General features: G+C 68.0%; 29 protein-coding genes. 14 read left to right on the top strand and 15 right to left on the bottom strand.

Annotation, left to right across the window (positions count from 1 at the left end; genetic code table 11):
* Positions 1-53: 53 nt before the first annotated feature.
* Positions 54-1,706: an ABC transporter substrate-binding protein gene (locus FVA74_RS08210; RefSeq protein WP_147721559.1), complete on the bottom strand. Its 1,653-nt coding sequence runs from the start codon at positions 1,704-1,706 to the stop codon at positions 54-56.
* A gap of 113 nt (positions 1,707-1,819) precedes the next feature.
* Between FVA74_RS08210 and ligA the strand changes: the two genes are divergently transcribed.
* From ligA to gatB, 5 genes are all read left to right on the top strand, one after another.
* Positions 1,820-4,075 carry an NAD-dependent DNA ligase LigA gene (gene ligA, locus FVA74_RS08205; protein WP_147721558.1) on the top strand — a complete coding sequence of 752 codons (2,256 nt, stop codon included), beginning with the start codon at positions 1,820-1,822 and terminating at the stop codon, positions 4,073-4,075.
* Positions 4,076-4,171: 96 nt separating this feature from the next.
* Positions 4,172-5,536: an alpha/beta hydrolase gene (locus FVA74_RS08200; protein ID WP_147721557.1), complete on the top strand. Its 1,365-nt coding sequence runs from the start codon at positions 4,172-4,174 to the stop codon at positions 5,534-5,536.
* A 58-nt stretch (positions 5,537-5,594) separates the two neighbouring features.
* The gene (gene gatC, locus FVA74_RS08195) at positions 5,595-5,927 is read left to right on the top strand and encodes an Asp-tRNA(Asn)/Glu-tRNA(Gln) amidotransferase subunit GatC (protein ID WP_147721556.1); all 333 of its coding nucleotides are present in this window, start codon (positions 5,595-5,597) and stop codon (positions 5,925-5,927) included.
* The gene (gene gatA / locus FVA74_RS08190) at positions 5,924-7,465 is read left to right on the top strand and encodes an Asp-tRNA(Asn)/Glu-tRNA(Gln) amidotransferase subunit GatA (protein ID WP_147721555.1); all 1,542 of its coding nucleotides are present in this window, start codon (positions 5,924-5,926) and stop codon (positions 7,463-7,465) included. Before gatC ends, gatA begins: the two co-directional genes overlap by 4 nt.
* Complete coding sequence (gene gatB / locus FVA74_RS08185) at positions 7,465-8,994, top strand: Asp-tRNA(Asn)/Glu-tRNA(Gln) amidotransferase subunit GatB (RefSeq protein WP_147721554.1); 1,530 nt, start codon at positions 7,465-7,467, stop codon at positions 8,992-8,994. The genes gatA and gatB overlap by 1 nt, the downstream gene beginning before the upstream one ends.
* Positions 8,995-9,003: 9 nt before the next feature.
* On the opposite strand, the gene FVA74_RS08180 is transcribed toward gatB, so the two are convergent.
* From FVA74_RS08180 to FVA74_RS08165, 4 genes are all read right to left on the bottom strand, one after another.
* Positions 9,004-9,807, bottom strand: a complete 804-nt coding sequence (locus FVA74_RS08180; protein WP_168220093.1) for a LysM domain-containing protein — start codon at positions 9,805-9,807, stop codon at positions 9,004-9,006.
* A 58-nt stretch (positions 9,808-9,865) separates the two neighbouring features.
* Positions 9,866-10,657: an alpha/beta fold hydrolase gene (locus FVA74_RS08175; protein ID WP_147721552.1), complete on the bottom strand. Its 792-nt coding sequence runs from the start codon at positions 10,655-10,657 to the stop codon at positions 9,866-9,868.
* Positions 10,654-11,589 carry a serine/threonine-protein kinase gene (locus tag FVA74_RS08170; RefSeq protein WP_147721551.1) on the bottom strand — a complete coding sequence of 312 codons (936 nt, stop codon included), beginning with the start codon at positions 11,587-11,589 and terminating at the stop codon, positions 10,654-10,656. Before FVA74_RS08170 ends, FVA74_RS08175 begins: the two co-directional genes overlap by 4 nt.
* Positions 11,590-11,661: 72 nt before the next feature.
* Entirely contained in the window at positions 11,662-11,874 is a 213-nt protein-coding gene (locus FVA74_RS08165; RefSeq protein ID WP_147721550.1) for a hypothetical protein, read from the bottom strand.
* 101 nt (positions 11,875-11,975) lie between these two features.
* Here FVA74_RS08165 and FVA74_RS08160 point away from each other — a divergent pair, with 101 nt between their 5' ends.
* A complete protein-coding gene (locus FVA74_RS08160) occupies positions 11,976-13,016 on the top strand; it encodes an LLM class flavin-dependent oxidoreductase (protein ID WP_147721549.1) in 1,041 nt (346 codons plus the stop codon).
* 1 nt (position 13,017) lies between these two features.
* Here the strand turns inward: FVA74_RS08160 and FVA74_RS08155 are convergent, their stop codons facing one another.
* The 4 genes from FVA74_RS08155 to FVA74_RS08140 all read right to left on the bottom strand — a co-directional run bounded on the left by FVA74_RS08155 (position 13,018) and on the right by FVA74_RS08140 (position 15,948).
* Positions 13,018-13,371 (bottom strand): VOC family protein, encoded by a 354-nt coding sequence (locus FVA74_RS08155; RefSeq protein WP_147721548.1) that lies wholly within the window; start codon positions 13,369-13,371, stop codon positions 13,018-13,020.
* A gap of 71 nt (positions 13,372-13,442) precedes the next feature.
* Positions 13,443-14,252 carry a hypothetical protein gene (locus FVA74_RS08150; protein WP_147721547.1) on the bottom strand — a complete coding sequence of 270 codons (810 nt, stop codon included), beginning with the start codon at positions 14,250-14,252 and terminating at the stop codon, positions 13,443-13,445.
* Positions 14,249-14,914: a SatD family protein gene (locus tag FVA74_RS08145; RefSeq protein WP_147721546.1), complete on the bottom strand. Its 666-nt coding sequence runs from the start codon at positions 14,912-14,914 to the stop codon at positions 14,249-14,251. The genes FVA74_RS08150 and FVA74_RS08145 overlap by 4 nt, the downstream gene beginning before the upstream one ends.
* Before the next feature lie 44 nt (positions 14,915-14,958).
* Positions 14,959-15,948, bottom strand: coding sequence for an NYN domain-containing protein (locus tag FVA74_RS08140; protein WP_147721545.1), 990 nt, complete (start codon positions 15,946-15,948; stop codon positions 14,959-14,961).
* Positions 15,949-16,030: 82 nt separating this feature from the next.
* Here FVA74_RS08140 and FVA74_RS08135 point away from each other — a divergent pair, with 82 nt between their 5' ends.
* Positions 16,031-16,366: a hypothetical protein gene (locus FVA74_RS08135; protein WP_147721544.1), complete on the top strand. Its 336-nt coding sequence runs from the start codon at positions 16,031-16,033 to the stop codon at positions 16,364-16,366.
* Between the two features lies 1 nt (position 16,367).
* Here the strand turns inward: FVA74_RS08135 and FVA74_RS08130 are convergent, their stop codons facing one another.
* Together FVA74_RS08130 and FVA74_RS08125 are read right to left on the bottom strand one after the other, a co-directional pair.
* Positions 16,368-16,871, bottom strand: a complete 504-nt coding sequence (locus FVA74_RS08130) for a metallophosphoesterase (protein ID WP_147721543.1) — start codon at positions 16,869-16,871, stop codon at positions 16,368-16,370.
* Entirely contained in the window at positions 16,868-17,551 is a 684-nt protein-coding gene (locus FVA74_RS08125; protein WP_147721542.1) for an NAD(P)H-hydrate epimerase, read from the bottom strand. Before FVA74_RS08125 ends, FVA74_RS08130 begins: the two co-directional genes overlap by 4 nt.
* A 36-nt stretch (positions 17,552-17,587) precedes the next feature.
* Between FVA74_RS08125 and FVA74_RS08120 the strand changes: the two genes are divergently transcribed.
* Entirely contained in the window at positions 17,588-17,881 is a 294-nt protein-coding gene (locus tag FVA74_RS08120; protein WP_147721541.1) for a DUF503 domain-containing protein, read from the top strand.
* 105 nt (positions 17,882-17,986) lie between these two features.
* Positions 17,987-18,715 (top strand): DUF4097 family beta strand repeat-containing protein, encoded by a 729-nt coding sequence (locus FVA74_RS08115; RefSeq protein WP_147721540.1) that lies wholly within the window; start codon positions 17,987-17,989, stop codon positions 18,713-18,715.
* 13 nt (positions 18,716-18,728) lie between these two features.
* Here FVA74_RS08115 and FVA74_RS08110 read toward each other — a convergent pair whose 3' ends face one another.
* Positions 18,729-19,778 carry a zinc-dependent alcohol dehydrogenase family protein gene (locus tag FVA74_RS08110; RefSeq protein ID WP_147721539.1) on the bottom strand — a complete coding sequence of 350 codons (1,050 nt, stop codon included), beginning with the start codon at positions 19,776-19,778 and terminating at the stop codon, positions 18,729-18,731.
* 122 nt (positions 19,779-19,900) lie between these two features.
* Here FVA74_RS08110 and FVA74_RS08105 point away from each other — a divergent pair, with 122 nt between their 5' ends.
* Positions 19,901-20,194 carry a hypothetical protein gene (locus FVA74_RS08105; protein ID WP_147721538.1) on the top strand — a complete coding sequence of 98 codons (294 nt, stop codon included), beginning with the start codon at positions 19,901-19,903 and terminating at the stop codon, positions 20,192-20,194.
* A gap of 116 nt (positions 20,195-20,310) precedes the next feature.
* The gene (locus FVA74_RS08100; RefSeq protein ID WP_147721537.1) at positions 20,311-21,048 is read left to right on the top strand and encodes a membrane protein insertase YidC; all 738 of its coding nucleotides are present in this window, start codon (positions 20,311-20,313) and stop codon (positions 21,046-21,048) included.
* Positions 21,049-21,055: 7 nt separating this feature from the next.
* Here the strand turns inward: FVA74_RS08100 and FVA74_RS08095 are convergent, their stop codons facing one another.
* Entirely contained in the window at positions 21,056-21,631 is a 576-nt protein-coding gene (locus tag FVA74_RS08095; RefSeq protein WP_147721536.1) for a YdeI family protein, read from the bottom strand.
* Positions 21,632-21,704: 73 nt separating this feature from the next.
* Here FVA74_RS08095 and FVA74_RS08090 point away from each other — a divergent pair, with 73 nt between their 5' ends.
* Both FVA74_RS08090 and FVA74_RS08085 read left to right on the top strand, forming a co-directional pair.
* The gene (locus tag FVA74_RS08090) at positions 21,705-22,133 is read left to right on the top strand and encodes an ankyrin repeat domain-containing protein (protein WP_240792168.1); all 429 of its coding nucleotides are present in this window, start codon (positions 21,705-21,707) and stop codon (positions 22,131-22,133) included.
* Positions 22,123-23,640 carry a methyltransferase gene (locus FVA74_RS08085; RefSeq protein WP_147721535.1) on the top strand — a complete coding sequence of 506 codons (1,518 nt, stop codon included), beginning with the start codon at positions 22,123-22,125 and terminating at the stop codon, positions 23,638-23,640. Before FVA74_RS08090 ends, FVA74_RS08085 begins: the two co-directional genes overlap by 11 nt.
* A gap of 10 nt (positions 23,641-23,650) precedes the next feature.
* On the opposite strand, the gene FVA74_RS08080 is transcribed toward FVA74_RS08085, so the two are convergent.
* Complete coding sequence (locus tag FVA74_RS08080) at positions 23,651-23,953, bottom strand: GNAT family N-acetyltransferase (RefSeq protein ID WP_168220092.1); 303 nt, start codon at positions 23,951-23,953, stop codon at positions 23,651-23,653.
* Positions 23,954-24,029: 76 nt separating this feature from the next.
* Between FVA74_RS08080 and FVA74_RS08075 the strand changes: the two genes are divergently transcribed.
* Positions 24,030-25,175 carry an Rv2578c family radical SAM protein gene (locus tag FVA74_RS08075; protein WP_147721533.1) on the top strand — a complete coding sequence of 382 codons (1,146 nt, stop codon included), beginning with the start codon at positions 24,030-24,032 and terminating at the stop codon, positions 25,173-25,175.
* A gap of 9 nt (positions 25,176-25,184) precedes the next feature.
* On the opposite strand, the gene FVA74_RS08070 is transcribed toward FVA74_RS08075, so the two are convergent.
* Positions 25,185-25,640 (bottom strand): SRPBCC family protein, encoded by a 456-nt coding sequence (locus FVA74_RS08070; RefSeq protein ID WP_147721532.1) that lies wholly within the window; start codon positions 25,638-25,640, stop codon positions 25,185-25,187.
* Between the last annotated feature and the right edge of the window lie 66 nt (positions 25,641-25,706).

Raw genomic sequence — 25,706 nt, 5'->3', positions numbered from 1 at the left:
GGCGCTGGTCGTGGTGATGGGGGCACCCCGCGGGGTGCCCCCATCATGACGGACTAGTCGTTCAGCTCGACCAGGTTGTAGACCTCGTCATTGACGGGGCTCACGGGGTAGCTGCCGACTCGCTCACTGAATGCGAGCGAGGGTGCCGGGTGGGCGAGGGGCACGGCCGGGATGTACTCGGCGATCATCTGGTTGATGTCCTCATACAGCGGCAGCTGTTCCTCGATCGTCGCGGTGCCTCGCGCCTCCGTCAGGGCGTTGAAGAGTTCGGGGTTGTCGAATCCGAACTCCATCGAGGGCTGGCCGAAGAAGACGCCGACGAAGTTGTCGGTGTCGTTGTAGTCTCCCGTCCAGCCGAGCAGGTGGATGCCGTGGTCGGAGCTGCCCTGCATGATGTCGAGGTACTCACCCCACTCATTCGCCTGGGGCACGACTGTGATGCCGATCTCGGAGAGCTGGGTGCTCAACACCGTGAAGATCTCCTCCGGGTTCGGCATGTAGGGACGCGACACGTTGGTCGGGTAGTTGAAGGTCAGCTCCCAACCCTCGGGGATTCCCGCCTCGGCGAGCAGCGCTTTGGCCGCGTCGACGTCGTAGTCGTAGGTCGTGACGTCCTCGTTGTACCCCGAGACGACGGGCGGGATGAACTGCGTCGCCAGTTCGGTGCCCTCGGGCAGCGTCTGGTTGACGAGCTGCTCCTTGTCGATCGCCATGCTGATCGCCTGACGAACGCGCACGTCCTGGAGCTCCGGCACGGCCTGGTTGATGCCCAGGTAGAGGATCGTGAAGGGGTCGCGGGCGAGGATCTGGAAGCCGTCCTCCTCGAGGGCAGCGGTGTCGGCGGGGGACACGAGGTCGTAGCCGTCGATCGTGCCTGCCTCAAGCGCCTGGCGACGGGCGTTGGGGTCGTCGATCACGCGGAAGATGACATCCGTGACATCGCCCTGCTCGCCCCAGTAGTCGTCATACGCCGTGAGCTCGACCTGCGAGCCGGCGTCCCACGAGGAGAACGTGAAGGGGCCCGTGCCCGTCGGGTGCTCTGAGCCGTACTCGGAGATGCTCGGGGCCTCCTCCGTGCCGCCGATGTCGTCGGCGCCGTACTCCTGGAGGGCGGTCGGGCTCTGCATCGAGAACGACGGGAGCGACAGGGCGGCGATGAATCCGGCCCAGGGCTGCGTCAGGTGCACGATGGCCTCATTCTCGCTCGGTGCCTCGCAGCTCTCGTAGACCGCGCCCTCGTCACCCGCGAAACCCTTGAAGAGGTTGTTGTAGTAGTACGAGGCGCTCGGGCTCTGTGCGATGCCCTCGAAGTTGTGCCAGCGGTCGAAGTTATAGCACACCGCCTCGGCATTGAACTCGGTGCCGTCGTGGAAGGTCACGCCCTCCTTGAGGTCGAAGGTGTAGCTCAGGCCGTCGTCGCTTCCCTCCCACGATTCAGCGAGGAGGGGAGCGGGGTCAGCGCTGCCCTGTTCGACGCCGATGAGGCCCTCGAAGATCTGCCGGGCGACGCGGAACGTCTCGCCGTCGTTGGCGAAGGCCGGATCGAGCGTCACGGGCTCCGCGGATGCTGCGAACACGAAGGTGCCCGCGGCATCCCCTGAGTCTTCGCCTCGCTCGCTCGCGACGCACCCCGTCACGAGCATTGCGCCGAGCGCGGTTCCGGCGACAGCGCCGAGGCGGCGCTGTCGGCGAGTTCTTGTGTGCATGGACATCCTCCGTTGGGTAGGGGCATGGTGCAGATTTCGATGACTTTACCCCCCAAGTGGGTTACGGCATTGTTTCGATCGCTGTGTCGGCGGTCGTACATACACTTGACCTCGTGGCAGAGTCCGTGACCCCTCCAGAGCTCGAGTCGGCGAAGGCCGAGGCAGATCAGCTCACGAACCGCATCCTTGAACTGCGCGAGGCCTACTACGAGCGCGACGAGGTGCTCGTCTCCGACGAGGAGTATGACGCCATGATGCGTCGCCTCGAGGAGCTCGAGCGACTCTTCCCCGAGCTGCAGGGGCAGGACAGCCCGACGCAGACGGTCGGGGGTCGCGCACAAGCGCTCTTCGATCCCGTGGAGCACGCGGAACGCATGCTGAGCCTCGACAACGTCTTCTCACTCGAGGAATTCGGCGCGTGGGCCACGAAGGTCGAGCGCGACGCGCACCGCCACATCGACTACCTGTGCGAACTCAAGATCGACGGCCTGGCGATCAACCTGCGCTACGAGAACGGCGTGCTCACGACCGCCGCGACGCGCGGTGACGGGCGCACTGGCGAAGACGTCACCGAGAACATCCGCCTCGTCGAATCGATTCCGCAGAGGCTTGCCGGCACGGGGCATCCGCCCCTCGTCGAGGTGCGCGGCGAGGTGTTCATTCCCGTCGAGGCGTTCCGCGAGCTGAACGCAGAGCAGGCCGAAGCAGGCGAGCGGATCTTCGCCAACCCGCGCAACGCCGCCTCGGGCTCCCTGCGCCAGAAGGCGGAGGGCAAGTCTGCCGAGAAGCTCGCCCAGATGCACCGCCGACTGTCGAAGCTCCGGATGCTCGTGCACGGCATCGGCGCCTGGCCGAACCCGCCCGTCGCCGCGCAGTCGCAGGTCTACGAACTCCTCGCGCAGTGGGGCCTGCCCACAAGCTCCCACTACCGCGTCGTCGGCACGGCGAAGGAGGTCGAGGCCTTCATCGAGCACTATGGCGAGCACCGTGCCTCGGTCGAGCACGAGATCGACGGCATCGTCATCAAGGTCGATGAGCTCGCGCTGCACGACGAGCTCGGGGCGACGAGTCGAGCGCCACGGTGGGCGATTGCCTACAAGTACCCGCCGGAGCAGGTCAACACGAAGCTGCTCGACATCGTCGTGAGCGTCGGACGCACGGGCCGAGCCACCCCGTTCGCTGTCATGGAGAAGGTGCGCGTCGCCGGCAGCGAGGTGCGCCAGGCGACGCTCCACAATCAAGACGTCGTGAAGGCGAAGGGCGTGCTCATCGGCGACACGGTGGTGCTCCGCAAGGCAGGCGACGTGATTCCCGAGGTTCTCGGCCCCGTCGTCGAGTTGCGCGACGGCTCGGAGCGCGAGTTCGTCATGCCGAGCGACTGTCCAGAGTGCGGCACGCCGCTGCGGCCGGCAAAGGAGGGCGATATCGACCTCAGGTGCCCCAACGCGCGGGCCTGCCCAGCGCAGGTGCGGGGCCGCGTCGAGCACGTCGGCAGCCGTGGCGCACTCGACATCGAGGGATTGGGGGAGGTCAGCGCCGCGGCCCTCACCCAGCCGCTGTTTCCTGCCGAGCCACCGCTCGAGACGGAGGCAGGCCTTTTCGAGCTCACGGTGCGCGAGCTCTTCCCCATCAGGGTGCAGGTTCGCGACAGCGAGACGGGAATGGTCAAACTCGGCGATGATGGGGAACCCAAGGTCGTCACGCCGTTCCAGCGGCAGCGCAAGAAGAGCGACCCGCCATATGATCCCGAGTCCGGTGAGTTCTCCGGGGACGAGCACGCAGTTCCCTCTAAAGGCGCGATCGAGCTCATCGACAACCTCGAGTCGGCGAAGACGAAGCCCCTGTGGCGCATCCTCGTGAGCCTCAACATCCGTCACGTCGGGCCCGTGGCCGCGAGGGCCCTCGCCGACTACTTCGGCTCGCTTGACGCGATTCGCACGGCGACGCGCGAGGAACTTGCCGCGGTCGACGGCGTTGGCGGCATCATCGCGGACGCGCTCATCGACTGGTTCGAAATCGACTGGCACCGCGAGATCGTCGACCGTTGGGCGGCCGCCGGCGTGCAGTTCTCGACCCCGGGGCATCCCGGGCCAGGGGCTGCTGCTGCGGGCGGTCCGCTTGCCGGCCTGACGGTCGTGGCCACCGGTTCGCTCGAGGGCTTCACACGCGAGGGTGCACAGGAGGCAATCATCGCGGCCGGGGGCAAGGCGGCGTCAAGCGTGTCGAAGAAGACCGACTTCGTCGCGGCCGGGCCGGGCGCCGGTTCGAAACTCGCGAAGGCCGAGGAACTCGGCCTCCGAATCATCGACGCAGACCAGTTCGCCATCCTCGTGCGTGAGGGGCCTGCGGGGCTCGAGAACAACGACTGACGGGTGGCCGCTCGCGCCAGCGCGGTAGCTCATTTGCGGGAGACCCGAAGTAGACTCAACACGAAACTGTCCGATCGCTCGGCAGAAGGGCTACTCGTGTTGCCTCGTCTTGTGGCGCTGATCGCGGCATCGACCATCCTCCTCGGACTCGCGTCGACTCTCGTCGCCACCTTCGACGAGCCTACGAAAGGCTCGCAAGCACCGGTCACACGGGCACACGCCGTCTCCTACAACGCGGCAGTCAGCGGGCTGCCCACCCTTTCCGTCGAAACGGCGGTCACGTCGGATGAGCTTGCGGGGCTCACGGGTGCCGAGCTCCTTCATGCGCTGGCGCTGAGCGACGTCGTGAGCCTCGAACGCTTCGCGCTCGACCACCCCGGTGTGGTGGCTTCTGTGCTGGAGGAGCCGCCTCCCGCGTCCGTCGTCGCCGATTGGTGGTCGAGCGTGCACGCGGGGCAACGGCACAGCCTGCTTCGCACGCTCCCTCGCCTGCTCGGCAACCTCGAGGGCATGCCCTATTCCATTCGCGACAAGGCGAACCGCGCCTTCCTCGAGGACTCGCTGCGGCAACTCGAAGATGACGTCGCCACGACGACGGGGCGCTCGGCGCGGCACGAGGCGGAGTCCCGCCTGTCGATGCTCCGCGAGATCGAGAAAGCACTGGGCCCGAGGCAGGCAGCGCCCATGCGTTCCCTCATCGCGGTGGATGACACGTGGCCGGGCCGCGCCGTCGTGGCGCTCGGTGACCTCGATGTCGCCGACTACGTTAGCTACCTCGTGCCGGGAATGTTCTTCACGGTCGAGGGCCAGATCGTCGACTGGACGGAGATCGCCCTCGACATCCACCGCGACAAGGCTGGCCTCGTGCGAGGCAGTTCGCAGGATGCGTCCCTTGCCGCCGCAAGCTTCGCGACCGTGGCATGGATGGGCTACGAGACCCCCGACATCTTCACGGTCGGCACCCTCGACAGGGCACGTGAGGGCGCGCAGCAGCTGGATGCCACGGTCGCGGGCCTTCGCGCGGCGCGGGGTGCCGAGCAACCGCACGTCTCCCTCATCGCCCATTCCTATGGTTCGACCGCGGCGTCGCTCTCCCTCGCCCGCGGCACGCTCGATATTGACGCGATCGCCATCGCGGGTTCCCCGGGAGTCGGGGTCGAGCGCGCGGCCGACTTCGGGCTCGAGGAGGGAACGGTCTTCGTCGCAGAGGCGAGCTGGGATCCGATCGTTGACACCGCGATCCACGGGGCGGACCCAGGCGCCCCGGGTTTCGGAGCAGTCGTCATGGGCGTCGCGGGCGGAGTCGATGGCGCAACGGGCGAGACCCTCGCCGCGGTCACCGGCCACCTCGGATACTTCGCGAAGCACTCCGAATCGATGCGCAACTTCGCGCTCATCGGGCTCGGCCTCGGGGAACGCGTGACAGGGGCCTCGGGCCAGCAACTCCTGGCCGCCGGATAGAATTGGCCGATTGGCCCTGACTGGGGCCCGAACCCCCGCACATCCACCTTGGAGCCGCATGTCCCAGAACTCGACAGGGCGCCCCGCGCCGCACGAGCAGATCACGCCGGAACAGGTTGCGCACCTCGCCAACCTCGCGCGAATCGCCCTCACTCCCGAGGAGATCGACAAGTTGACCGGTGAACTCGGTGCCATCGTCGATTCGATCGCGAAGGTCTCCGAGATCGCAACGCCCGACGTCCCGGCAACCTCGCACCCGATCCCGCTGTCGAACGTCTTCCGCGACGACGTCGTGGGGGAGACGCTGACGACCGAGCAGGCGCTTGCGGGCGCGCCCGAGCACGATGGCACGCGCTTCGCCGTCTCCGCGATCCTGGGAGAAGAACAGTGAGCGACCTGACCACCCTCACAGCGGCCGCGCTCGCGGAGAAGCTCTCGAGCGGCGAGGTGTCGAGCGTCGAGGCGACGCAGGCCCACCTCGACCGCATCGCCGCGGTCGACGGCGACGTGCACGCGTTCCTCCACGTGTCGGATGCCGCGGTCCAGACCGCCGCAGCGGTCGACGCGCGGCGCGCGGCGGGCGAGAAGCTGTCGCCGCTTGCGGGAGTACCCGTGGCGATCAAGGACGTGCTCTGCACGATCGACATGCCATCGACCGCCGGGTCGAAGATCCTCGAGGGCTGGGTGCCGCCGTATGACGCGACGGTCGTGCGTCGGCTGCGCGACGCCGACCTGATTCCCCTCGGCAAGACCAACATGGATGAGTTCGCGATGGGCTCGTCGACCGAGCACTCGGCCTACGGCCCGACGCGCAATCCCTGGGACCTCGAGCGCATCCCGGGCGGCTCGGGCGGCGGTTCGGCCGCGGCAGTCGCGGCCTTTGAGGCGCCCCTCGCGCTCGGTTCCGACACGGGTGGCTCGATCCGCCAGCCCGGGGCCGTGACCGGCACGGTGGGTGTCAAGCCGACCTACGGCGGCGTCTCACGCTACGGTGCGATCGCCCTCGCGTCGTCGCTCGACCAGGTGGGCCCCGTCACGCGCACGGTGCTCGACGCGGCCCTGCTGCACGACGTCATCGGAGGGCATGACCCGCGCGACTCGACGTCGCTGCGCGACGCATGGCCGAGCTTCGCCGAGGCGGCTCGCGCCGGTGCCCAGTCGCGTTCGCTCGCCGGCGTGCGTGTCGGCGTCGTCAAGGAGCTCGACCGCGAGGGCTTCCAGCCGGGTGTCCACTCGCTGTTCCTCAAGGCGCTCGACACGATGGCCGCCGCCGGCGCCGAGATCGTCGAGGTCTCGGCTCCGAGCTTCGACTACGCAATCGCGGCCTACTACCTGATCCTCCCCGCTGAGGCCTCGAGCAACCTCGCCAAGTTCGACTCCGTGCGCTTCGGCATGCGTGCCACGCTGCCGAACGGCGGCACGGTCGAGGAGGTCATGGCGGCAACGCGCGAGCAGGGCTTCGGCGATGAGGTCAAGCGCCGCATCATCCTGGGCACCTATGCGCTCAGCGCGGGCTACTACGACGCCTACTACGGCAGCGCGCAGAAGGTGCGCACGCTCATCCAGCGCGACTTCGACGCAGCCTTCACGCAGGCCGACGTGCTCGTCTCGCCCGCGGCGCCCACGACGGCGTTCAAGCTCGGTGAGAAGCTCAACGACCCGCTCGCGATGTACCTCAACGACGTCACGACGATTCCTGCCAACCTCGCTGGCGTGCCCGGCATGAGCCTGCCGATGGGCCTCGCCGAGGAAGACGGGCTCCCCACGGGCCTGCAGATCATGGCCCCTGTCCGAGAGGACGCCCGTCTGTACACGGTCGGCGCGGCACTCGAGTCGCTCTTTGAGGAGCAGTGGGGACATCCGCTGCTCAGTAAGGCACCAAATCTCGCCTTCGGCGAGGACTTCGCGGCTCAGGAGGGAGCGGTCTGATGGCCAAGGCAGAACTGATGGACTTCGACAAGGCCCTCGAGCTCTTCGAGCCCGTACTGGGTTTCGAGGTGCACGTCGAACTCAACACCACGACGAAGATGTTCTCGGATGCCCCCAACCCGGCAGCGGCGGACGGCGGCACGGGCGAGCCCAACACCATGATCACGCCCGTCGACCTCGGGCTGCCCGGGTCGCTGCCCGTGGTCAACGAGCAGGCCGTCAAGTACTCGATCAGCCTGGGCCTCGCGCTCGGTTGCGAGATCGCGCCGTCGTCGCGCTTCGCCCGGAAGAACTACTTCTACCCGGACCTCGCGAAGAACTACCAGATCAGCCAGTACGACGAGCCCATCGCGTTCGAGGGTTCCGTCGAGGTGGAGCTTGCCGACGGCACACGCTTCGAGGTGCCGATCGAACGCGCCCACATGGAGGAGGACGCCGGCAAGCTGACGCACGTCGGTGGCGCTACCGGTCGCATCCAGGGCGCCGAGTACTCGCTCGTCGACTACAACCGCGCGGGTGTGCCGCTCGTGGAGATCGTCACGAAGACGATCTTCGGCGCGGAGCACCGTGCCCCCGAGCTCGCCAAGGCCTACGTCGCGACCATTCGCGACATCGTCATCGGCCTCGGCATCTCTGAGGCGCGCATGGAGCGCGGCAACCTTCGCTGTGACGCCAACGTCTCGCTGCGTCCGCGCACGGCACCCGGTGAAGAGCCGGCGCCCCTCGGCACCCGCACTGAGACGAAGAACGTCAACAGCCTCCGCAGCGTCGAGCGGGCGATTCGCTACGAGATCCAGCGGCAGGCGGCCATCCTGGCGAAGGGTGGCACGATCATCCAGGAGACTCGCCACTGGCACGAGGACACGGGCGTGACCTCTGCGGGGCGTCCGAAGAGCGACGCCGACGACTATCGCTACTTCCCTGAGCCCGACCTTGTGCCGGTCGAGCCGTCGCGGGAGCTGATCGAGGAACTGCGAGCAGCCCTTCCTGAGCCGCCGGCCGTGCGTCGCCGTCGCCTCAAGGAGGCCTGGGGCTTCACCGACCTGGAGTTCCAGGATGTCGTGAACTCGGGCCTGCTCAACGAGGTCGAGGCCACGACGGCGGCCGGGGCATCCGCCCACGCCGCCCGCAAGTGGTGGACGGGCGAGATCGCGCGCATCGCGAACGAGCGTGGCGTCGACGCGGCAACGCTTGTCTCGCCCATGCAGGTCTCCGAGCTCGTCGCGATGGTGGAGGACGGCGAACTGACCGACCGCCTCGCGCGCCAGGTGCTCGAAGGCGTCATCGCGGGGGAGGGCTCGCCTCAGGACGTCGTCAAGGCGCGCGGTCTTGCCGTCGTCTCTGATGACGGCGCACTGATCGCCGCGATCGATGAGGCACTCGCCTCGCAGCCCGACGTGCTCGAGAAGATCCGCGACGGCAAGGTGCAGGCCGCCGGCGCGATCATCGGTGCCGTCATGAAGGCCATGAAGGGCCAGGCGGATGCCGCGCGGGTGCGTGAACTCGTGTTGGAGCGCGCTGCCCAGTAGCGAGTGTGGCTAGCGGCGTGCCCGGTCGAGGTTGAGCACCTCGCCGGCGCACGCCATGTCGCCGCACGTGCTGATGCGCGCGGGATTGAGATACCTGATGTCGGCACCCGTGATCCCGAAGCGCTGCGCAATCCCGCTCATGGTGTCGTTCTTCGCCACCGTGTAGCTCTGGACGGTGCCGTCGGCGCTTTCCGTGGTGCCGCGTGCCCCGTTCGTCGATCCCGCGTCGACGGGGTGAAGGTCAGTCCGCTGTTCTGCTGTGTGCCACATGAGGGGCGCGACCGCGATGACGCGGTGGAGGCATCCCGCGGCCGCGGCAGCTTCGGTCTCGCTTGCGTTCGGCGTGCGGATGAGCAGTATCGTCCTGATGAAGCTCGGGTCGCCCGAGCCGAGTTCGGTTGCGAACGGTAGGTCTCCCGAGCCCGGACTCCCGAGACCCAGGTTCAGGCCTCCCGGAAGACAGTCGCCGACCGCGGGCGACTCTGGGCTGCCGTAGAGCGAGTGGATCGCGGGCTCATAGCCATCCAGCGCGAGCGCTGTCGTGGCGTGGTGGGCATCGACCTGCGTGATGGTCACGGTGCTGAGCTCCGCACCCGCGCCATCTGTCAGCACCCCGCTCGCCAGCAGGGTGCCGGGCGGTGGCGTCTCGATCCGCGGCGGTGCAGTGACCGGCTCTGACGGGGCGCTCGGAGTTGCCGAAGTTCCCTTCGCCACTGCTTTGTCCCGCGGCCCGAGCGTGAAGGAGCACGCCGCCAAGCTCAGGGTGGTGAGGCAGGCGAGCGCCGCGGCAGCGAGCCGCCCAAACTGATGCATGCTCGCGAAGCTATCGGCTCCGCGCCGAGATGTCGAGCACCGCGGAGGTCTCGTGCCGTCAGCTCGGCGGCGCATCCTGGCGGTTCGGCGACAGGAACTCGATGGCCGCGTGGCGGAAGTCCCGGGAGGTGGGGGCGTTGAAGTGGTGGCGGCCGGGAAGCTCGAGGAATGAGGCATCCGGAGCCGCCTCGCTGAGCGATCGGGACTGCTCGAGGAGGGGATCCTCCGTGCCGGTCGCGAGGAGGAGCGCTTGGGTGGGGGCGCGCGCGATGTCGACCTGGGGTCCGCTCCGCAGGCCCTCCACGACCGCGATGAGGGCCTCGAGGTCGTTGCCCGGGAGCGTTGACGCCATGCGCATGAAGGTCGCCGTGAGCGCGTCGTCGATTGGCCGGCCCAAGCGGACGAGGTCCCGCGCTGCCGCGAGGTCGAAGCGCTCCAGGGGGTCGCCCGATGGCAAGCCACCCAACACGGCACGTCGCACGAGACGAGGGGAGTCGGATGCTGCGAGCCAGCTCACGCGCGCGCCGAGCGAGTATCCGAGGAGCATGACGTCTGACAGGCCGTACTCCTCGACGACGGTGGACACATCGCGGGCAAAGCGATCCATGGCGTAGAACGCGGGATCGTGGGGGGCGTCGCTCTCGCCGTGTCCGCGCTGGTCGAGGGCGAGGATGCGGTGGCCCGCCCTGCTCAGGTCGCGCACCCACCCGGTGCTGCTCCAGTTCGCGATCGCACTCGAGGCGAAGCCGTGCAGCGCGAGCACCGGGGGAGCGTCGGGTTCCCCGAACTCGTGCACGGTGAGCCGCAGTCCGTCGCGCGTGGCAACGGAGCGACGAGCGTGCGCTGTCATGAAGACGCCACGTCGGGGCCGTTCGTGTCCGCCGGCTCCGCGGCATCCGAGGGATCATGAGCCGGATCGTGCGCGCGAGCGAGTTCGCCGACCGCGATGGTGCGGAGGTCCAGGACAACATCGCTGAGCGCCGGTCGATCCTCTGGCTTCCGTGCCGTCATGGCGCCCAGCAGGGTGCGCCACTCCTCTGGCAGGTCCTTCGGCACCTCGGGGTCCCGCATGAGGCGCGCGACCGCGGAGGGGATCGAGTCCCCGGGAAAGGCACGAGCGCCCGTGATGCACTCCAGCAGCACGAGTCCGAGTGAGTACACGTCGCTCGGCGGCCCGACTTCCTCGCCGCTGGCCTGCTCGGGGCTCAGGTACTGTGCGGTGCCCGTTGCGGTGCCCGGCGTCGTGATCTCGGGCCGACCGTCACTCTTTGCGATCCCGAAGTCGATGAGCTTGGCGTGGATGCGCGTGTCGGTGCGCGCGTAGGTCACGAGCAGGATGTTGCCGGGCTTGATGTCGCGATGCACGACGTTGCGCTCGGCAAGGTAGTTGAGGGCGCTCGCGATGTCATAGCCAAGGAGCGCGGCCTCGAGCGACTCGAGCCTTCCGCGGAGCAAGCGCTCGTGCAGGCTGCCGCCGCTCAGGAGTTCCATCACGAGGAAGATCGTGGGCGTGTCGGGGTGCGGCAGGTAGACGCCGGCGTCGAGTACGGTCACGAGGCCCGGGTGGTTGAGTCCCGCGATCGTGCGGATCTCGGCCTCCTGTCGGTCGATCTCGGCCTGGTCGAGTGCGGCCGAGCGATAGACCTTGATCGCGACCTCACGACCCAGCAGCATGTCTCGCGAGCGATACACCGAGGCCATCCCGCCGGCGCCGAGCGCGGGACCGAGGCGATAGCGACCGCCCAACAGTACGGCGCTGTCGTGGGCAGCGTCGTGACTCATGGACGCAGGCTAACCCCGCGCCTCACGCTCTGCATCGGCCGATATCGTTTCGTGATACTTGCGAGCCGCGGCTCAGTTGCGGCGTGCCCTGCGCTCGAGTTCCACGGTCGTGACGGCCCCGACGGCGGCGATGCCGAAGCAGGCAAGGCCGACCCAGGCGGAGACAAGGCTCGGGTCACGGAGCAGGAGGCCAGCGAAGAGCATGGCGAGCACGATGGAAACGGATGCGACGGCCCACGCAGCGAAGGTGCGGATATTGGAGCGGCGGTGTGGTGATGTGCTCATGGATCCATTGTCGTCGGAGCTGGAAGGGAATACGCCGGGTGCGGTGCGAGTTCCGTGTATATGTCAACGTATGAATCCAATGAAACAGATTGAAGGATGCCTTGAGCGCGCAGATTGAACTAGGACTCGACACCTTCGGAGATGTCATGATCGACGCGGGTGGCCGTGTGCTGTCGCATGCCGAGAGCATCCGCAATATTGTCGAGCAGGCGGTGCTGGCAGACGGGCTGGGAATCGATTTCATCGGCATTGGCGAGCACCACCGTGCCGACTTCGCCGTGTCTGCTCCGGAAGTCGTGCTCGCGGGCATCGCGACACGCACCTCCCGCATCAAGCTCGGCTCTGCCGTGACGGTGCTCAGTTCCGACGATCCAGTGCGCGTGTTCGAGCGCTTCAGCACGGTTGACGCGCTGTCGAACGGGCGCGCTGAAGTCATCATCGGTCGCGGTTCCTTCACGGAGTCGTTCCCGCTCTTCGGGTTCGACATGGGTGACTACCAGCAGCTCTTCGAGGAGAAGATCGAGCTCTTCAGTGAGCTCATCAAGAACGACGCAGTGACCTGGTCAGGCACCATGCGTTCGTCGCTCACCGAGCAGCACGTCTACCCCAAGCTCGAGCGGGGCACGCTCAAGACGTGGGTGGGCGTCGGCGGCAGCCCCGAGTCGGTCGTGCGCGCCGCCCACTTTGGCCTGCCGCTCATGCTGGCGATCATCGGCGGCGACCCCCTCCGTTTCGCCCCCTACGCTGACCTCTACAAGCGTGCGCTCGCCCAATTCGATAGGGACGAATTGCCGATCGGCGCTCACTCGCCCGGGCATGTCGCTGCGAGCGACCAGCAGGCGGCCGATGAGCTGTTCCCGCACTTCAAGGCGAATCGCGACAATATCGGACGCGAGCGCGGGTGGCCGCCCATGACGCGGGCGGAATACGAGCAGGAGATCGCCCAGGGCGCCCTCTTCGTCGGCTCTCCCGAGACCGTCGCCAGCAAGATCGTGCGTGCCGTGCGAGGACTCGGGCTCTCTCGCTTCGACCTGAAATACGCCAATGGCACCATGCCGCACGCGCAGCTCATGTCGTCCATCGGGCTCTATGGTCGCGAGGTCCTGCCCCGTGTGCGGGAGATGCTCGCCGCGGAAGCGTGAGCTAGCCCTTGGCCACGATGCAGAAGCGATTGCCGTCTGGGTCTTCGAGCACGACGTAGTCGGCGTCGTCCTCGTACTCCCAGTCGTGCACCTCGTGCGCGCCCAGGGTGAGCAGCCGTGCTACTTCAGCCTGCTGGTCGGCTGCGTAGAGGTCGAGGTGATGGCGACGGTGCGTGCGGGCATCCGATGTCACCTGCATGAGCGAGATTGGCACGCCGACGCCATTGCGGGGGATGAGGGTGGCCCAGTCCACCTCTGGCTGCTCGCGCGTCTGGTAGTCGAGCGCGGTGCACCAGAACTCGACGGCAGCGGGGATGTCGCGGACTCCCCACACGACGGACCCGATCGTCAGCATGCCGCCAGTATGCGCCGCGGCTGCCGCGCAATCAAGGGATTAGCTCAGCGCTAATAACCGCGGAGTATAAGTTATATTGTGATGCTGGCCGTCTGATTCGACGTGAGATACAGCAGTACGGCGACGGCGAGCACGACGCCCCAGCTGGCGAAGCTTCCGACGAGGAAGTACTCGGCCTTCGAGCCGTGGGCGGTGTCTTTCGAGATCTCCGGGAACCGGATGATGCCCTTCGCCGCGACGAGCGCTGCGAGCGCCGTGAACTGGCCCGCCATGATGAGGGCGAAGAGGAACACGCGCTCGAAGGGGCCGAGGATGCGCCCGCCCTTGAGGGGGAGCTCACCGGTCGGGGCCGGGCTCACGGCGGGCTCGCGCGACAGGGAGAACCAGGAGCGGCGAGTTGGCGGGGCCGGCGGCGGCGACGTGGACGCTGCGCGTGGCACGGCCGCCAGGATGAGCCGCACGATGATGTTCGATGTCTCGACCAGTAGCAGCACGCTGGCGACTGCGAGGACGAAGGTCTCGAGGCTCACCTCTTCGACGATGCCGTAGGGGAGCTGCCGGTACCAGGACGCGATCGCCCCGTTGTGATCCGCCTGCACGACGGGGAAAGCCCACGCCGCGACTGTCGAGACCCCAAGTATGGCGAGCTTGAGGTAGCTGCTCTGGCCGCTTGAGGGGAGCGCGGTGGAGGCAACCCAGGCCAGCATGACGCCGACGACCGCGACACTCCACACGAGAGGGATGCCGAGACCCAGGGCCACGAGCACTGCGGCAGTTGTGCCCGCGACAGCTCCCACGAGCGGCCCGGCCGGCTTGCGGAAGCGTTCTCGCGCGATGTCGGCCACGCCGACGGAGACGAAAAGCAGGGCAATGAGCATCACGGGCGACCTCCTGCGACAAGCGTCTCACCGGCGAGCACCGCGGCCGCGCCACTGCGGCGGAGATTCTGCGATACGGCCGACTGTGTGATGCCCTCGTCGTCGGCGAGTTCCGTCTGGGTTCGTCCCAGGAGTTGCCCCAACAGCAGGCGCCGTTCCCTGGCGGACATCGATGTGACGAGGTGGTCCCGGGTCATGAGGTATGCGTTGACGATGGATTCTGACGCTGGCGCGGTCGCATCGAGCGGGGCATCCGTGGCGCTTCGATACCAGGTACGCAGGAAGGGCTGTCGCGAGTACTCGCGTTCGCGCGCCTCGGAGACGGCGTCGCGGGCCGACCACCAGGCGGAGCCGTCCTGGAGCGTGCCGGCGGCGCCCTCGCCGATCCTGCGGAGCTCGCCATGGCCGAGTCCGAAGCGACAGTCGACTCCCTCCGGAAGCGCCAGGCGAGCGAGCAGGGTCAGTCGCAGGGCCCCCGCGAGGTCGCGGTGGATGGCCTGGAATTCATCGCCGATGGTCGCATGGAGGGGCTCGATCGACTCGAGCTCCTGAGAGGCGCGGGCGAATGCGGTCTCGACAGTGTCTTGAAGCGCCCGCCGGTCGGGGTGGCTGCGTGAACGCGAGACGTCCGCGATCACGGCGATGGCTCGTTCGGGAAGCTCCATCCCATAAGCATAAAGCTAATTCCGAGCGAATATAAGGGGAGGGCTTATTCGGCCTCGTCTTTACCCCGGAGCCGAAGCAGGCGCATCTGGCCGTCCTGCTTCACCTCCACGATGTTCCCGCGCGAAGTCAGGAACTCGGTGAAGCTCTTGTAGCCCAGCGCGGACTCCTGGAATGAGGGGTCCATCCGCAGCATCTGGTTCTTCACCGAGGAGCTCACGAGCCAATCGGCATCGTCCTTCGCGTGGCCAAGCCGCAGCGCGCGGATCAGGAGAGCGGATGCCGCCTGCTGCGCCGCCTGCTTCGCGCGCTTGCTGGGGGCAGACGGGGTCGTGCTGTCCGAGGCGGCCTTCGGGTTGGCGCGCCGGCGAGCGCGACCGTTGCCGGACGCATCGGCCGGGGCCGTCGCATCCGTCGTCTTCGGTTCCGGCTCGGGTGCCTCCACCTCGGCTGGCTCATCATCGCTGATGCCTGGGAGCGCGTCGTAGTCAGCGAACTCGTCGCAGGCCGCCGCAAGGAACTTGCTCGTCGAACCGGCGACGCCGATTCCCACGACGTAGCGGCCCAGTCGTGCCGCGCGCTGGGCGAGGGGGATGTAGTCGCTGTCGCCCGCCACGATCACGACATGGGTGAGGTCGGGAAGTCGGAACAGGTCTTCGACGACGTCGACCGCGAGTCGGATGTCAGCACCGTTCTTCATCGACTTGACGGCGGGAAACAATTGCACGAGGTCGACGGCGCGCTCCATCAACTGCCCCTTGTAGCTGGCATTCACCTCGATCGACCAGTCCGCGTAGGCGCGGCTGATGACGATCGACCCGAAGGAGGACGCGTAGTCGAGCACCGCACCGATGTCGACGGTCGCGCGCTCGAGTCGTGCTGCGAGATCCCGGTCGTCGCGCACGCTGTCGGCCGTAATGCTGCGGATCTGCTCCTTGTTGAAGTGCCCCCGCCCGTGGATCTGGTCGTAACGGCTGATGACGATGTTGTCGAAGTCGATGTAGACGGCGACGCGTCCCTCTGTCGTTTCAGGCATAGGCCCAGTCTGCTGCCTCCGGCTGGGAGACGGAACCACACGGCGCTGGGCTTGCGGGCAAACGAGGGCTATCGTCGTCGCCATGACGAACATCGTGGAGCAACTGTCGGAGCGCGTCACATCGTCGCTGGGCGCCAAGGTCAACTACGGAGAGAAGCTGCAGATCGGCGGAGTCGACGCAGTTCCCGTCTCCCTCGTCACCTTCGGGTTCGGGGGAGGGTCTGGGGGTGACGACAGCACGGGACAAGGCGAAGGCGGCGGTGGAGGAGGCGCGAGCATTCCCCTCGGCATGTTCGTGCCGGGGCCAAACGGCCCGCGTTTCGCGCCAGCCCTCATACCGCTCCTCGCCGTCTCGATCCCGCTCACCTGGGTTGCCGGAAAGGCGCTGAGTCGAGTCATCCGCGCGCTCAAGAAATAGGTCAGCCGCGGTCGACGGTCACCAACTCGACGTCGTGGACGTCACCGTCGTGGACGACCGTGGTCATCATGGTGCATTGCGGCTGCCGCCGCCGGTCGGTTGGCGAACCGGGGTTGAGTAGGCGCATGCCCCGCGGTGTCGTCGTGTCCCACGGGATGTGGCTGTGCCCGAAGACGAGCACGTCGGTGTCGGGGAACGCTGCGTCGCAGCGCTTCTCGCGACCCTGCGCGGCGCCCGTCTCGTGCACGACCGAGAAACGGATGCCTTCGATCGTCTCGTGGGCAACCTCGGGCAGTCGATGCCTGAGTTCCGCGCCATCATTGTTGCCCCACACCCCGACAAGGCGTGTCGCGCGGGCCTCCAGCTCGTCGAGCACGGATGCCTCGACCCAGTCGCCCGCGTGGATCACGACGTCGGCGTCATCCACTGCGCGCCACACCTGCTCCGGAATGCGCAGCGCGCGCTTCGGCACGTGCGTATCGGCGATCAGGAGAAGCGTCGTCATGCCGTCTCCGCCTCCTCGAGGTCGTAGTGCGCCGCCGGCTCCATCTTCGCGAGTTCCGCGCCGATGCCGATATCGACCACGATGATGCGGCCCGCGTACGCGCGCGCGGGTGGCCGCAGCAGCCCGGCCTTCATGACGCCGAAGGTGACCGTGATGTCGGCGGGCAGCACGGCGGGTGCTGGCACGGAGCCGTCGTCGGGGTCGACGCCGCTCGGCAGGTCGACGGCGACGACGAGCGGATGCTTCGGCTCGCGCGTGACCGGCAACACCGACTCCACGACGGCGCGGGCTGCGCCCCGCAGGGCGGGGTCTCCCGCTGAACCGGTGCCCACGATCCCATCGACGAGCGCGTCACAGGAGCGGGCGAGGCGATCCGCGGCAGCCGCGCCCTCGACCGTTGCGCCTGCGTCGAGGGCCGCGCTGAGGCCCTCCTCATGGAGCCGCGCTGCGGTGGGCACGATGTGCACGCGGTGGCCGGCGCGGGCGAGCTCCGCGCCTGCAAAGAGCGCGTCGCCACCGTTGTTTCCGGCGCCGACGAGCAGCAGGACTGTTGCCTGCGGCGGCAACAGCCTCGCCACCTCTTCGGAGAGGGCGGCGGCAGCCCGCGCCATGAGCGGGGCGCCGGCCGCGAGGAAGGGAGCCTCGGCATCACGCACCTGGGAGGCGAGGTAGGCGTGCATAGCAAGAACCTTACGTCGGCGCGTAGCGTGGCCGGCATGTGGATTGCGGTGGCCGAGTTCGACCTCCTGCTGGGGGACGTGCGGTCCCTCAAGCAGAAGCGGTCGATCGTGCGCCCCCTCGTGGCAGAACTGCGCCGCTTCGACATCAGCGTCGCCGAGGTGGGGCATCTCGACCTGCATCGCCGGGCGCTCGTGGGTGCGGCCGCGGTGTCGTCGAGCGCTGCACACGCGCGCGATGTGCTCGACCGGGCTGAAGACGTCGTGGCCGAGCATCCGGAGTTCGAACTGTTGAGCGTGCGCAGGATACTGCACTCGAGCGACGACGAGTAGTGCGACCCTGAGACCAGAATCGGGGGAGACCCCGATATCGGCCCTGCCCTGCCGCGCCCTACGCTCGAGTCGCGCCCACCGGCGCCAGCACCCGAAGGAGCCACCATGCACCGCCCCGCCCGAATCGCCGCCGCAGCCCTCGTTGCGGCCTCCCTCGTCACACTCAGCGGATGCGTGCTCCTGCCGCAGAAGACCTTCGACGAGACGATCGCGATCGACGAGGAGATCACCGCAGTCGAGTTCGATGGCGACTCCGGCAGCGTGACGATCCGCGGAGTCGATGACCTCGACGAGGTGACGGTGTACCGCGATCTGCGGTACCGCTTCGACCTGCCGGACGAGGACTCGCACCGGGTCAGGGGAGGCGTGCTCGTCCTCGAGGACTGCGGGCCGCAGTGCTCGGTCAGCTACACGGTCGAGGTGCCCTCGCGCATCCCCGTGAGCGGTGCCACCAGCAACGGGGCGATCGACGTGAGCAACCTCGGCGATGTTGATGTGAAGACGTCCAACGGCCGCATCACGCTCGACGACATCGTGGGCGAGGTCTACGCCAAGACGAGCAACGGACGAATCGAAGGGCGCGCGCTCACCGACGGCGCGGTTGAGGCCGAGTCATCCAACGGCTCCATCGAGCTTGAGACCGACGGAACGGCGGATGTCAGGGCGCACACCTCGAACGGATCGATCACCCTCACGGCACCAAGGGGCGACTACCGCATCGACGTCGAGACCAGCAATGGCGGCACCTCAAACGAGCTGGGCAGCGACCCGGATGCCGACATCCGCTTTGACCTGCGCACCTCGAACGGCTCCATCACGGTGCTTCGCGGCTGACGCGCGGTCATCGTCAGGGGCGGAGCAGCACCTTCGTGGCCCGGCGCTCGTCCATCGCGGCGTAGGCCTCCGCGACCTCCTCGAGGGGAAGCTGCAGGTCGAAGACGCGTCCGGGGTTGATGGCGCCCGAGAAGACCTCCTGCATGAGTTCCTCGATGTAGCCGCGCACGGGGGCGACTCCGCCGCGCACGCCGATGTTGCTCTGGAAGAGGCGCCGCACGGGCAGTTCGGGGCCACCGGCGGGCACCCCCACGTAGCCCACCATGCCGCCGGGCCGCGTGGAGCGGATCGCCTGGTCCATCGACTCCTTCGTGCCGACGCACTCGAGCACGCAGTCGGCGCCGACGCCGTCGAAGAGCTCGCGGATGCGAGCGACTCCCTCGTCGCCGCGCTCCGCCACGATGTCGGTCGCGCCGAACTCGCGGGCGATCTCCTGGCGATCCTCGTGGCGCGACATCGCGACGATGCGGCTCGCGCCGAGTCGCTTGGCGGCGAGCACGGCGCAGAGCCCGACCGCCCCGTCGCCGACGACCACAACCGTCTTGCCTGGGCCGACGCCGGCCGATACTGCCGCGTGGTGTCCAGTGCCCATGACGTCGGCAAGGGTCAGCACGCTCGGGACGAGGTCCTCATCGGGATGCCGCGGGGTGACGACGAGCGTGCCGTCGGCGTTGGGCACCCTGACGCGCTCGCCCTGGGCTCCGCTGGCGAGGTGGCCCTCGCGATCGGGGGCACCCCACCAGCCGCCGTGCTGGCACGATGTCGTCACGCCGTTTCGGCAGTTCACGCAGGTGTTGTCGCAGTGGTAGAAGGGCGCGATCACGAAGTCTCCGACGGAGATGTTCGAGACCTCTGTTCCGGTGTCTTCCACGACACCAATGAACTCGTGCCCGATCGGTCGCGGCTCCCGCACCTTCTCGACACCCCGGTAGGACCACAGGTCGGAGCCGCACACACAGGCGGCGACAACGCGCACGATCGCGTCCCGCGGGGTCAGGATGGTGGGTTCTGGAACCTCTTCGAGGCGAACATCGCGTTCGCCGTGGATCACCGTTGCTCGCATGCGTAGCAGTCTAAGCAGTCACGATCTGCAGGAGGCATACCGCTTGCCGAACGCCCGCGGCACCTGACCTGGTCGCGGGTGCGTGCGCTAGCCTCGAGTCACCAGATCACGCGGAGGCAACAGTGGAATCGGCCGTCATGCAGCGACTCGTCGCGACCATGACATTCGCGTTCCTCGCCTTCGCCGCCGTGCCGAGCGAGCCGATGACGGTCGTCCTGGCGATCACGACGACCCTCGTGCTGGGGTACGTCGCGCTTCGCATGGCCTCACGCCCGAGCGCGCAGGCCACGGTTCCCGGCATCGGCCGCCGCGCGAGGGCCCACAGTCAGGCGCTCGACCGTTCACCTGAGCCGCAGCATCCGACGACCGATGGTCGTCCGCGCAGTCGCGCCCCCGGAGTGTTCCTCTCCGCGTAACCCGCGGGACACCCACCTCTGCCGTGGTGCGTGCCGCGACGCGCGGCCAGCATGCCTGCGTGCCCACCGACGCCCAATCCGGCGCGTCCCTTCTTCGATGCTGAACGGAAACTCTCATGGACTTCACCTCTATTGCCCCCTTCTCGACCGTGCTCGACGCCGCCTACTCGGTCGTGCTTGCCTTCGCCGACCTGCTGGCCCCCCTCGCCGGGGCAATGGCGGCGGCGTTGGCGGTCGTGCTCATCACCGTCATCGTGCGCACCCTCCTCATCCCCGTCGGCGCGTCCCAGGTGCGCGCCGAGTACACGCGGCGTCGTCTCGCACCGAAGCTTGCGGAACTGCGACGACGCTTCTCGAAGAACCCCGAGCTGTTGCAGCGCAAGACGATGGCGCTCTACGCAGAGGAGAAGGCCTCGCCCCTCGCCGGATGTCTGCCCCTGCTCCTGCAGGCCCCCGTGCTCTCGACTGTCTATGCCCTCTTCGCCTTCGGCGTCATCAATGGCCACGCCAACGTGCTACTTGATGAGTCCTTCCTTGGCACCGCCCTCGGCGATTCCCTCCTCGCGGCCGTCTCCGGGGGCGCGGGCGTCCTGGCCCACGCGCTCGTGATGGGCGTCATCGCGGTCGCCGCCTTCATGTCGCGTCTCGTCGCCATCCGCTTCGCCGCCTCTGCGCCCGTCGTCGGTGACATTCCCGGCGCTCTCGCACCCGACGGGCCGCTCAGCTGGCTGGCCTTCGCGACCGTGATCGTCGCGGCGATCGTGCCGCTCGCCGCCGCGCTCTACCTCGCGGTCAGCACGAGCTGGACGCTCGGCGAGCGGGTCATCCTGCGGCGAGTGCTGGCTCCCCGGTGACGGCGCTTCAGTAGAGGGTCTCGCCGCGCTCGAGCATCTCCACGAAGCGTGCAATCCGGCGCGCGCGCGTCTCGGGACGCTTCGCGTCGTTCGTGCGGAAGATGATCGCGAAGCGGTTCTGCGAACTCAGGGCGTCGAAGGCAGCGGATGCCACGGGTGAGGCGTCGAGCGCGGCACGGAGGTCGGCGGGTGCCTCCGCCGTCGCGACGCGGTAGGCGGCATCCCAGCGGCCGTCCGCTTTGGCGGCCTCGACGGCGGCGATGCCGGCCGGGCGCATCCGTCCCTCCGCCGTGAGCCGCTCGATGTAGTCGCGGTTTCGCTGCGACCACACGCTCCTGGGCCGGCGCGGTGTGAAGGACTGCAGCACGAAGTCGCTGTCGAGGGAGTTGATCTGGCCGTCGATCCAACCGAAGCAGAGGGCGACATCGAGCGCATCCGGGTAGCGGATGCCCGGCTTGGTGGAGGCCTTCTTGCGCAGTTGCAGGCGGACCCCCGGGTGGGAGGAGCCGTGCTCGTCGAGCCACGCCTCCCACGCCTCGGCGGTGTGCGGATAGAGCACGGGCTTGTCGTTGTGTGCGACCACGACGACAGGCTATTGCGTGCAGCCGACATCACCGAGCGCGAGTACCGTGGAGAGGACGACCAGAAGGAGACACGTGGACGACAGCGCGGGCACACCCAGCTTCACCGCCGAAGAACTCGAGCTCATCGAGTCGATCTTCGGGATGGCTCGCTCCGGCAGCACGCATGAGCTCGCGGCGCTCATCGACGGGGGAGTGCCCGCCAATCTGACGAACGCCAAGGGCGACTCGCTCCTGATCCTCGCGGCCTATCACCAGCATCCGGAGACCGTCGCGGCCCTCCTGGAGCGCGGCGCCGACACCGATCGGGTCAACGACATGGGGCAGACGGCCATGGCGTGCGCCGTGTTCAGGAACAACGCGCAGATCGCCCAGGCGCTGCTCGACGCGGGAGCAGACCCTGACGTCGGCAACCACACGGCCCTCGAGATCGCGCGCCAGTTCGGCATCAGTGACATGGTCGAGCTGCTCGAGAAGCACGCCGCGGGACCCCGTGGCAGCTGACGAGGGCGACGCCCGACTCATCGAGGCGCTGCGTTCCGACCTCGCGTCCGCCCGGTTTACCGTCGACACCCTCACGGCGCTGTGGGGAACCGAAGCGGATGCCGCGTTGTTCCGTGGACAGCGCGTGCCGGCCCTTCGCGCGCTCGACAGGGACGAATCGAGTGCGGGCACCCTGGCAAGGCTCTTCGTGCTCGGCCTTCCGACGAGCGTCGAGCGGCTCGACGCCGCCCTGCCCACGCTTGGCGCGGAGGGCGCGGAACGCCTCGGGCTCGTCGCCCGCGTCGGCGGCGACGTCACGCCGCGCCTTGACGTGCGGCCCTATGACTTCATCGACGCGCACGGTGCTGGCAGCTTCGTGCTCGCGAGCGATCTCGGGGAGCTCGCGCTCGGCCGCGCGATCCCGGAGGGCCACGTGCTCGGCGTCGGGGGAGCGTCGCGCACGCTCAGCGGCCTCACGGTACGCGACCGGGTCGGCGCTGTGCTCGACCTCGGCACGGGATGCGGCATCCAGGCGCTCCACGCTGCGCGGCACGCGGACCGCGTCGTGGCCACCGATATCTCGAGCCGTGCACTCGAGCTCGCGCGCCTCAACAGCCGCCTTGCGGGAATCGAGACGGTGGACTTGCGCGAGGGGAGCCTCTTCGAGCCCGTCGTGGGCGAACGCTTCGACCTCGTCGTCTCCAACCCGCCCTTTGTGATCACGCCCCGCATGGAGGGAGTGCCGAGCTACGAGTACCGCGACGGAGGCATGGTCGGCGACGACCTCGTCGCGGGGGTCGTGCGCGGCGTCGGCGAGCACCTGGAACCGGGCGGGATCGCGCAACTGCTCGGCAACTGGGAGTACCGGGCTGGCGAAGACGGCCTCGACCGCGTCGGCCGGTGGGTCGACGAGTCCGGGCTCGACGCCTGGGTCGTCGAGCGCGAGGTGCAGTCGGTGGAGGAATACGCGGAGACATGGATCCGCGACGGCGGCACGCGCCCAGGCACGGACGACTTCGACCGCCTCTACTCGGCATGGCTCGACGACTTCGCGGAGCGTGGCGTCGACCGGGTCGGCTTCGGCTATCTCACCCTGCGCCGGCCTCGCGCGGGTGCTCCGACGCTCCGCAGGCTCGAGCGGCTGCACGGTCCGCTCGGCTCGACCGCGCTGGGAGAGGCCATCGCCACCTCGCTCCGCGCGCATGACATCCTCACCGCGCTTGGCGACGAGCGGCTGGCGGATGCCCGACTCACGCTCGCGGGCGACGTCACCGAGGAGCGGCACTACTGGCCGGGTGACGAGGATCCGACCGTCATGACCCTGCGGCAGGGCGGAGGCTTCGGCAGGACGCGTCAGGTCGATACGGCGCTCGCGGCCGTGGTGGGGGCGTGCGACGGTGAGTTGAGCATCCGGGCCATCACGGCTGCGATCGCCCAGCTCCTGGAGGTCGACGCCGACAGCCTGCTCGCGGAGGTGCTCCCGGGCGTGCGGGAACTCGTCTTCACCGGCTTCCTGCGTTTCGGCTGAGGTCCATCGCTTAGCTGTCGAGCACGTGCGGCGGGTCGACGATGTCGCGGTAGCCGTCGTGCTTCGTCACATACGCGGTCGCCATGGGGCACAGGGTCACGGCCCGCTTGCCCTTGGCCCTGATGTCGTCGAGGGCGGCGACGATCAACTTCGTGCCGTAGCCCTGGCCCGTCTGGTCATCGTCGACCTTCGTATGGAGGATCACGCGGCGATCGCCGTCGTCGCGGTAGTTGATGTGGCCGATGACCTTGCCATCGAGGGTGAGGTCATAGTGGTGGGCCTGCTCATTGGGGATCACGGTCGCGTCGCTCATACGTCCATCCTCACCTCCTCGCCTACGAGCAGGCTGGGTGGTGGCGCGCGATTCGAACATATGTTCTAATGGGCGCATGCGTTGGAGCGGCCAGGAGATCAACGAGGAAGAGGCGGATGCCCTGCCAGGCCTTGCCCGCTTGAACAACCTGGTGCGCACGACCCGCACCCCCGAGTTTGACGGCATCACCTTCTACGAGGTGCTCGCCAAATCCGCCCTCAACCGGGTTCCGGGGCAGAGCAAGATGCCCTTCGGTTGGACGATCAACCCGATGCGTGGATGCCTGCACCAGTGCACCTACTGCTTCGCCCGGCCTACCCACAACTACCTCGACCTCGACTCGGGCCGGGACTTCGATACGCAGATCATCGTGAAGGTCAATGTGGGCGAGGTGCTCACGAAGGAACTCTCGAAGCCGTCGTGGGGGAGGCATCCGGTCGCCCTTGGCACGAACACCGACCCCTACCAGCGTGCTGAGGGCCGGTACCGGCTCATGCCGGGAATCATCTCGGCGCTCGCCGCATCCGGCACCCCCATTTCGGTGCTCACCAAGGGCACGCTGCTGCGCCGCGACCTCCCGCTCCTCGCGGAGGCGCGCCAGCATGTGCCGGTCGACCTCGCGATGTCGATCGCGATCTACGACGACGAGTTGCAGCAGTCGGTCGAGCCAGGCACGCCCACGGCTGCCGCGCGGCTCGCGACCGTGACCGCGGCGCGGGAGGCAGGATTCAACTGCACGGTCTTCATGATGCCGATCCTGCCGTTCCTCACCGACACGCGCGCGCACCTCGACGAGGCGCTCCGGCGCATCCGTGAGGCGGGTGCCACCTCGGTCACCTACTCCGCGCTGCACCTCAAGCCGGGCGTCAAGGAGTGGTACTTCGCCTGGCTTGAGCGGGAGCATCCCGAGCTGCTGGGGCGATACCGCTCGATGTACTCGCAGGGCACCTATGCGCCCAAGGAGTACCGCAAGTGGCTGGCGAGCAAGATCCATCCGCTCATCAAGGCGCACGGCCTGCAGCGAGGCCTCGAAGACCCCGCCACGGGCGGCGTGATGTCGAGTGCGCTCGAGGGCGACGGCGTGCCGACACGACGAACGGGCGAGCTCCCGAAGGAACTCGCCCGTGTCAGCGCGACGGCGGTGAGCCCGCCGTCGCTCATCTCAGAGGAGTTGCCGCCGGGCCTCGCCGCTCGGGCGATGGCCCAGCCAACCCTCTTCTGAGCGCTGTCGTCAGTTGTCGACCTCGCCGCGCCAGGCACCGGTCTCGTGCCCGCGGCCCTCGATGAACTTCTTGAAGTTTTTCATGTCTGCCTTGACCGAGCGGTCGTCGAATCCGAGCACGTCACCGGCCTTCTCGAGGAGGCCATGAGGCTCCCAATCGAGCTGCACCGTAACGCGCGTCGAGGTGTCGGTGAGCTTGTGGAAGGTGACGACCCCGGCGTGGTTGTCGTCGCCGCCGATGCTGTTCCAGGCGATGCGTTCGTCGGGGATCTGCTCCGTGATCTTGGCGTCGAACTCTCGTTCCTGACCGGCGATCACGACCTCCCAGTGGGTGACCTCGTCGGTGGTCTGGGTGATCTTCTTCACCATGCTCATGAAGTGAGGGAACGACTCGAACTGCGTCCACTGGTTGTACGCGGTGTTGACGGGCACGTCCACGTCGATGGTCTCGATTACCTGTGCCATATCCTGCTCCTTCGATAGTGGTGAGCCTTCGGATGGGGAGTGGCTCCCGGCTTCGGACGTTAGTCA

Source organism: Salinibacterium sp. dk2585, from assembly GCF_008001035.1.
Taxonomy (GTDB): Bacteria; Actinomycetota; Actinomycetes; order Actinomycetales; family Microbacteriaceae; genus Homoserinimonas.
The sequence above is the reverse complement of the archived record's forward strand: the minus strand, read 5'-3'. Positions and strand labels throughout refer to the sequence as shown.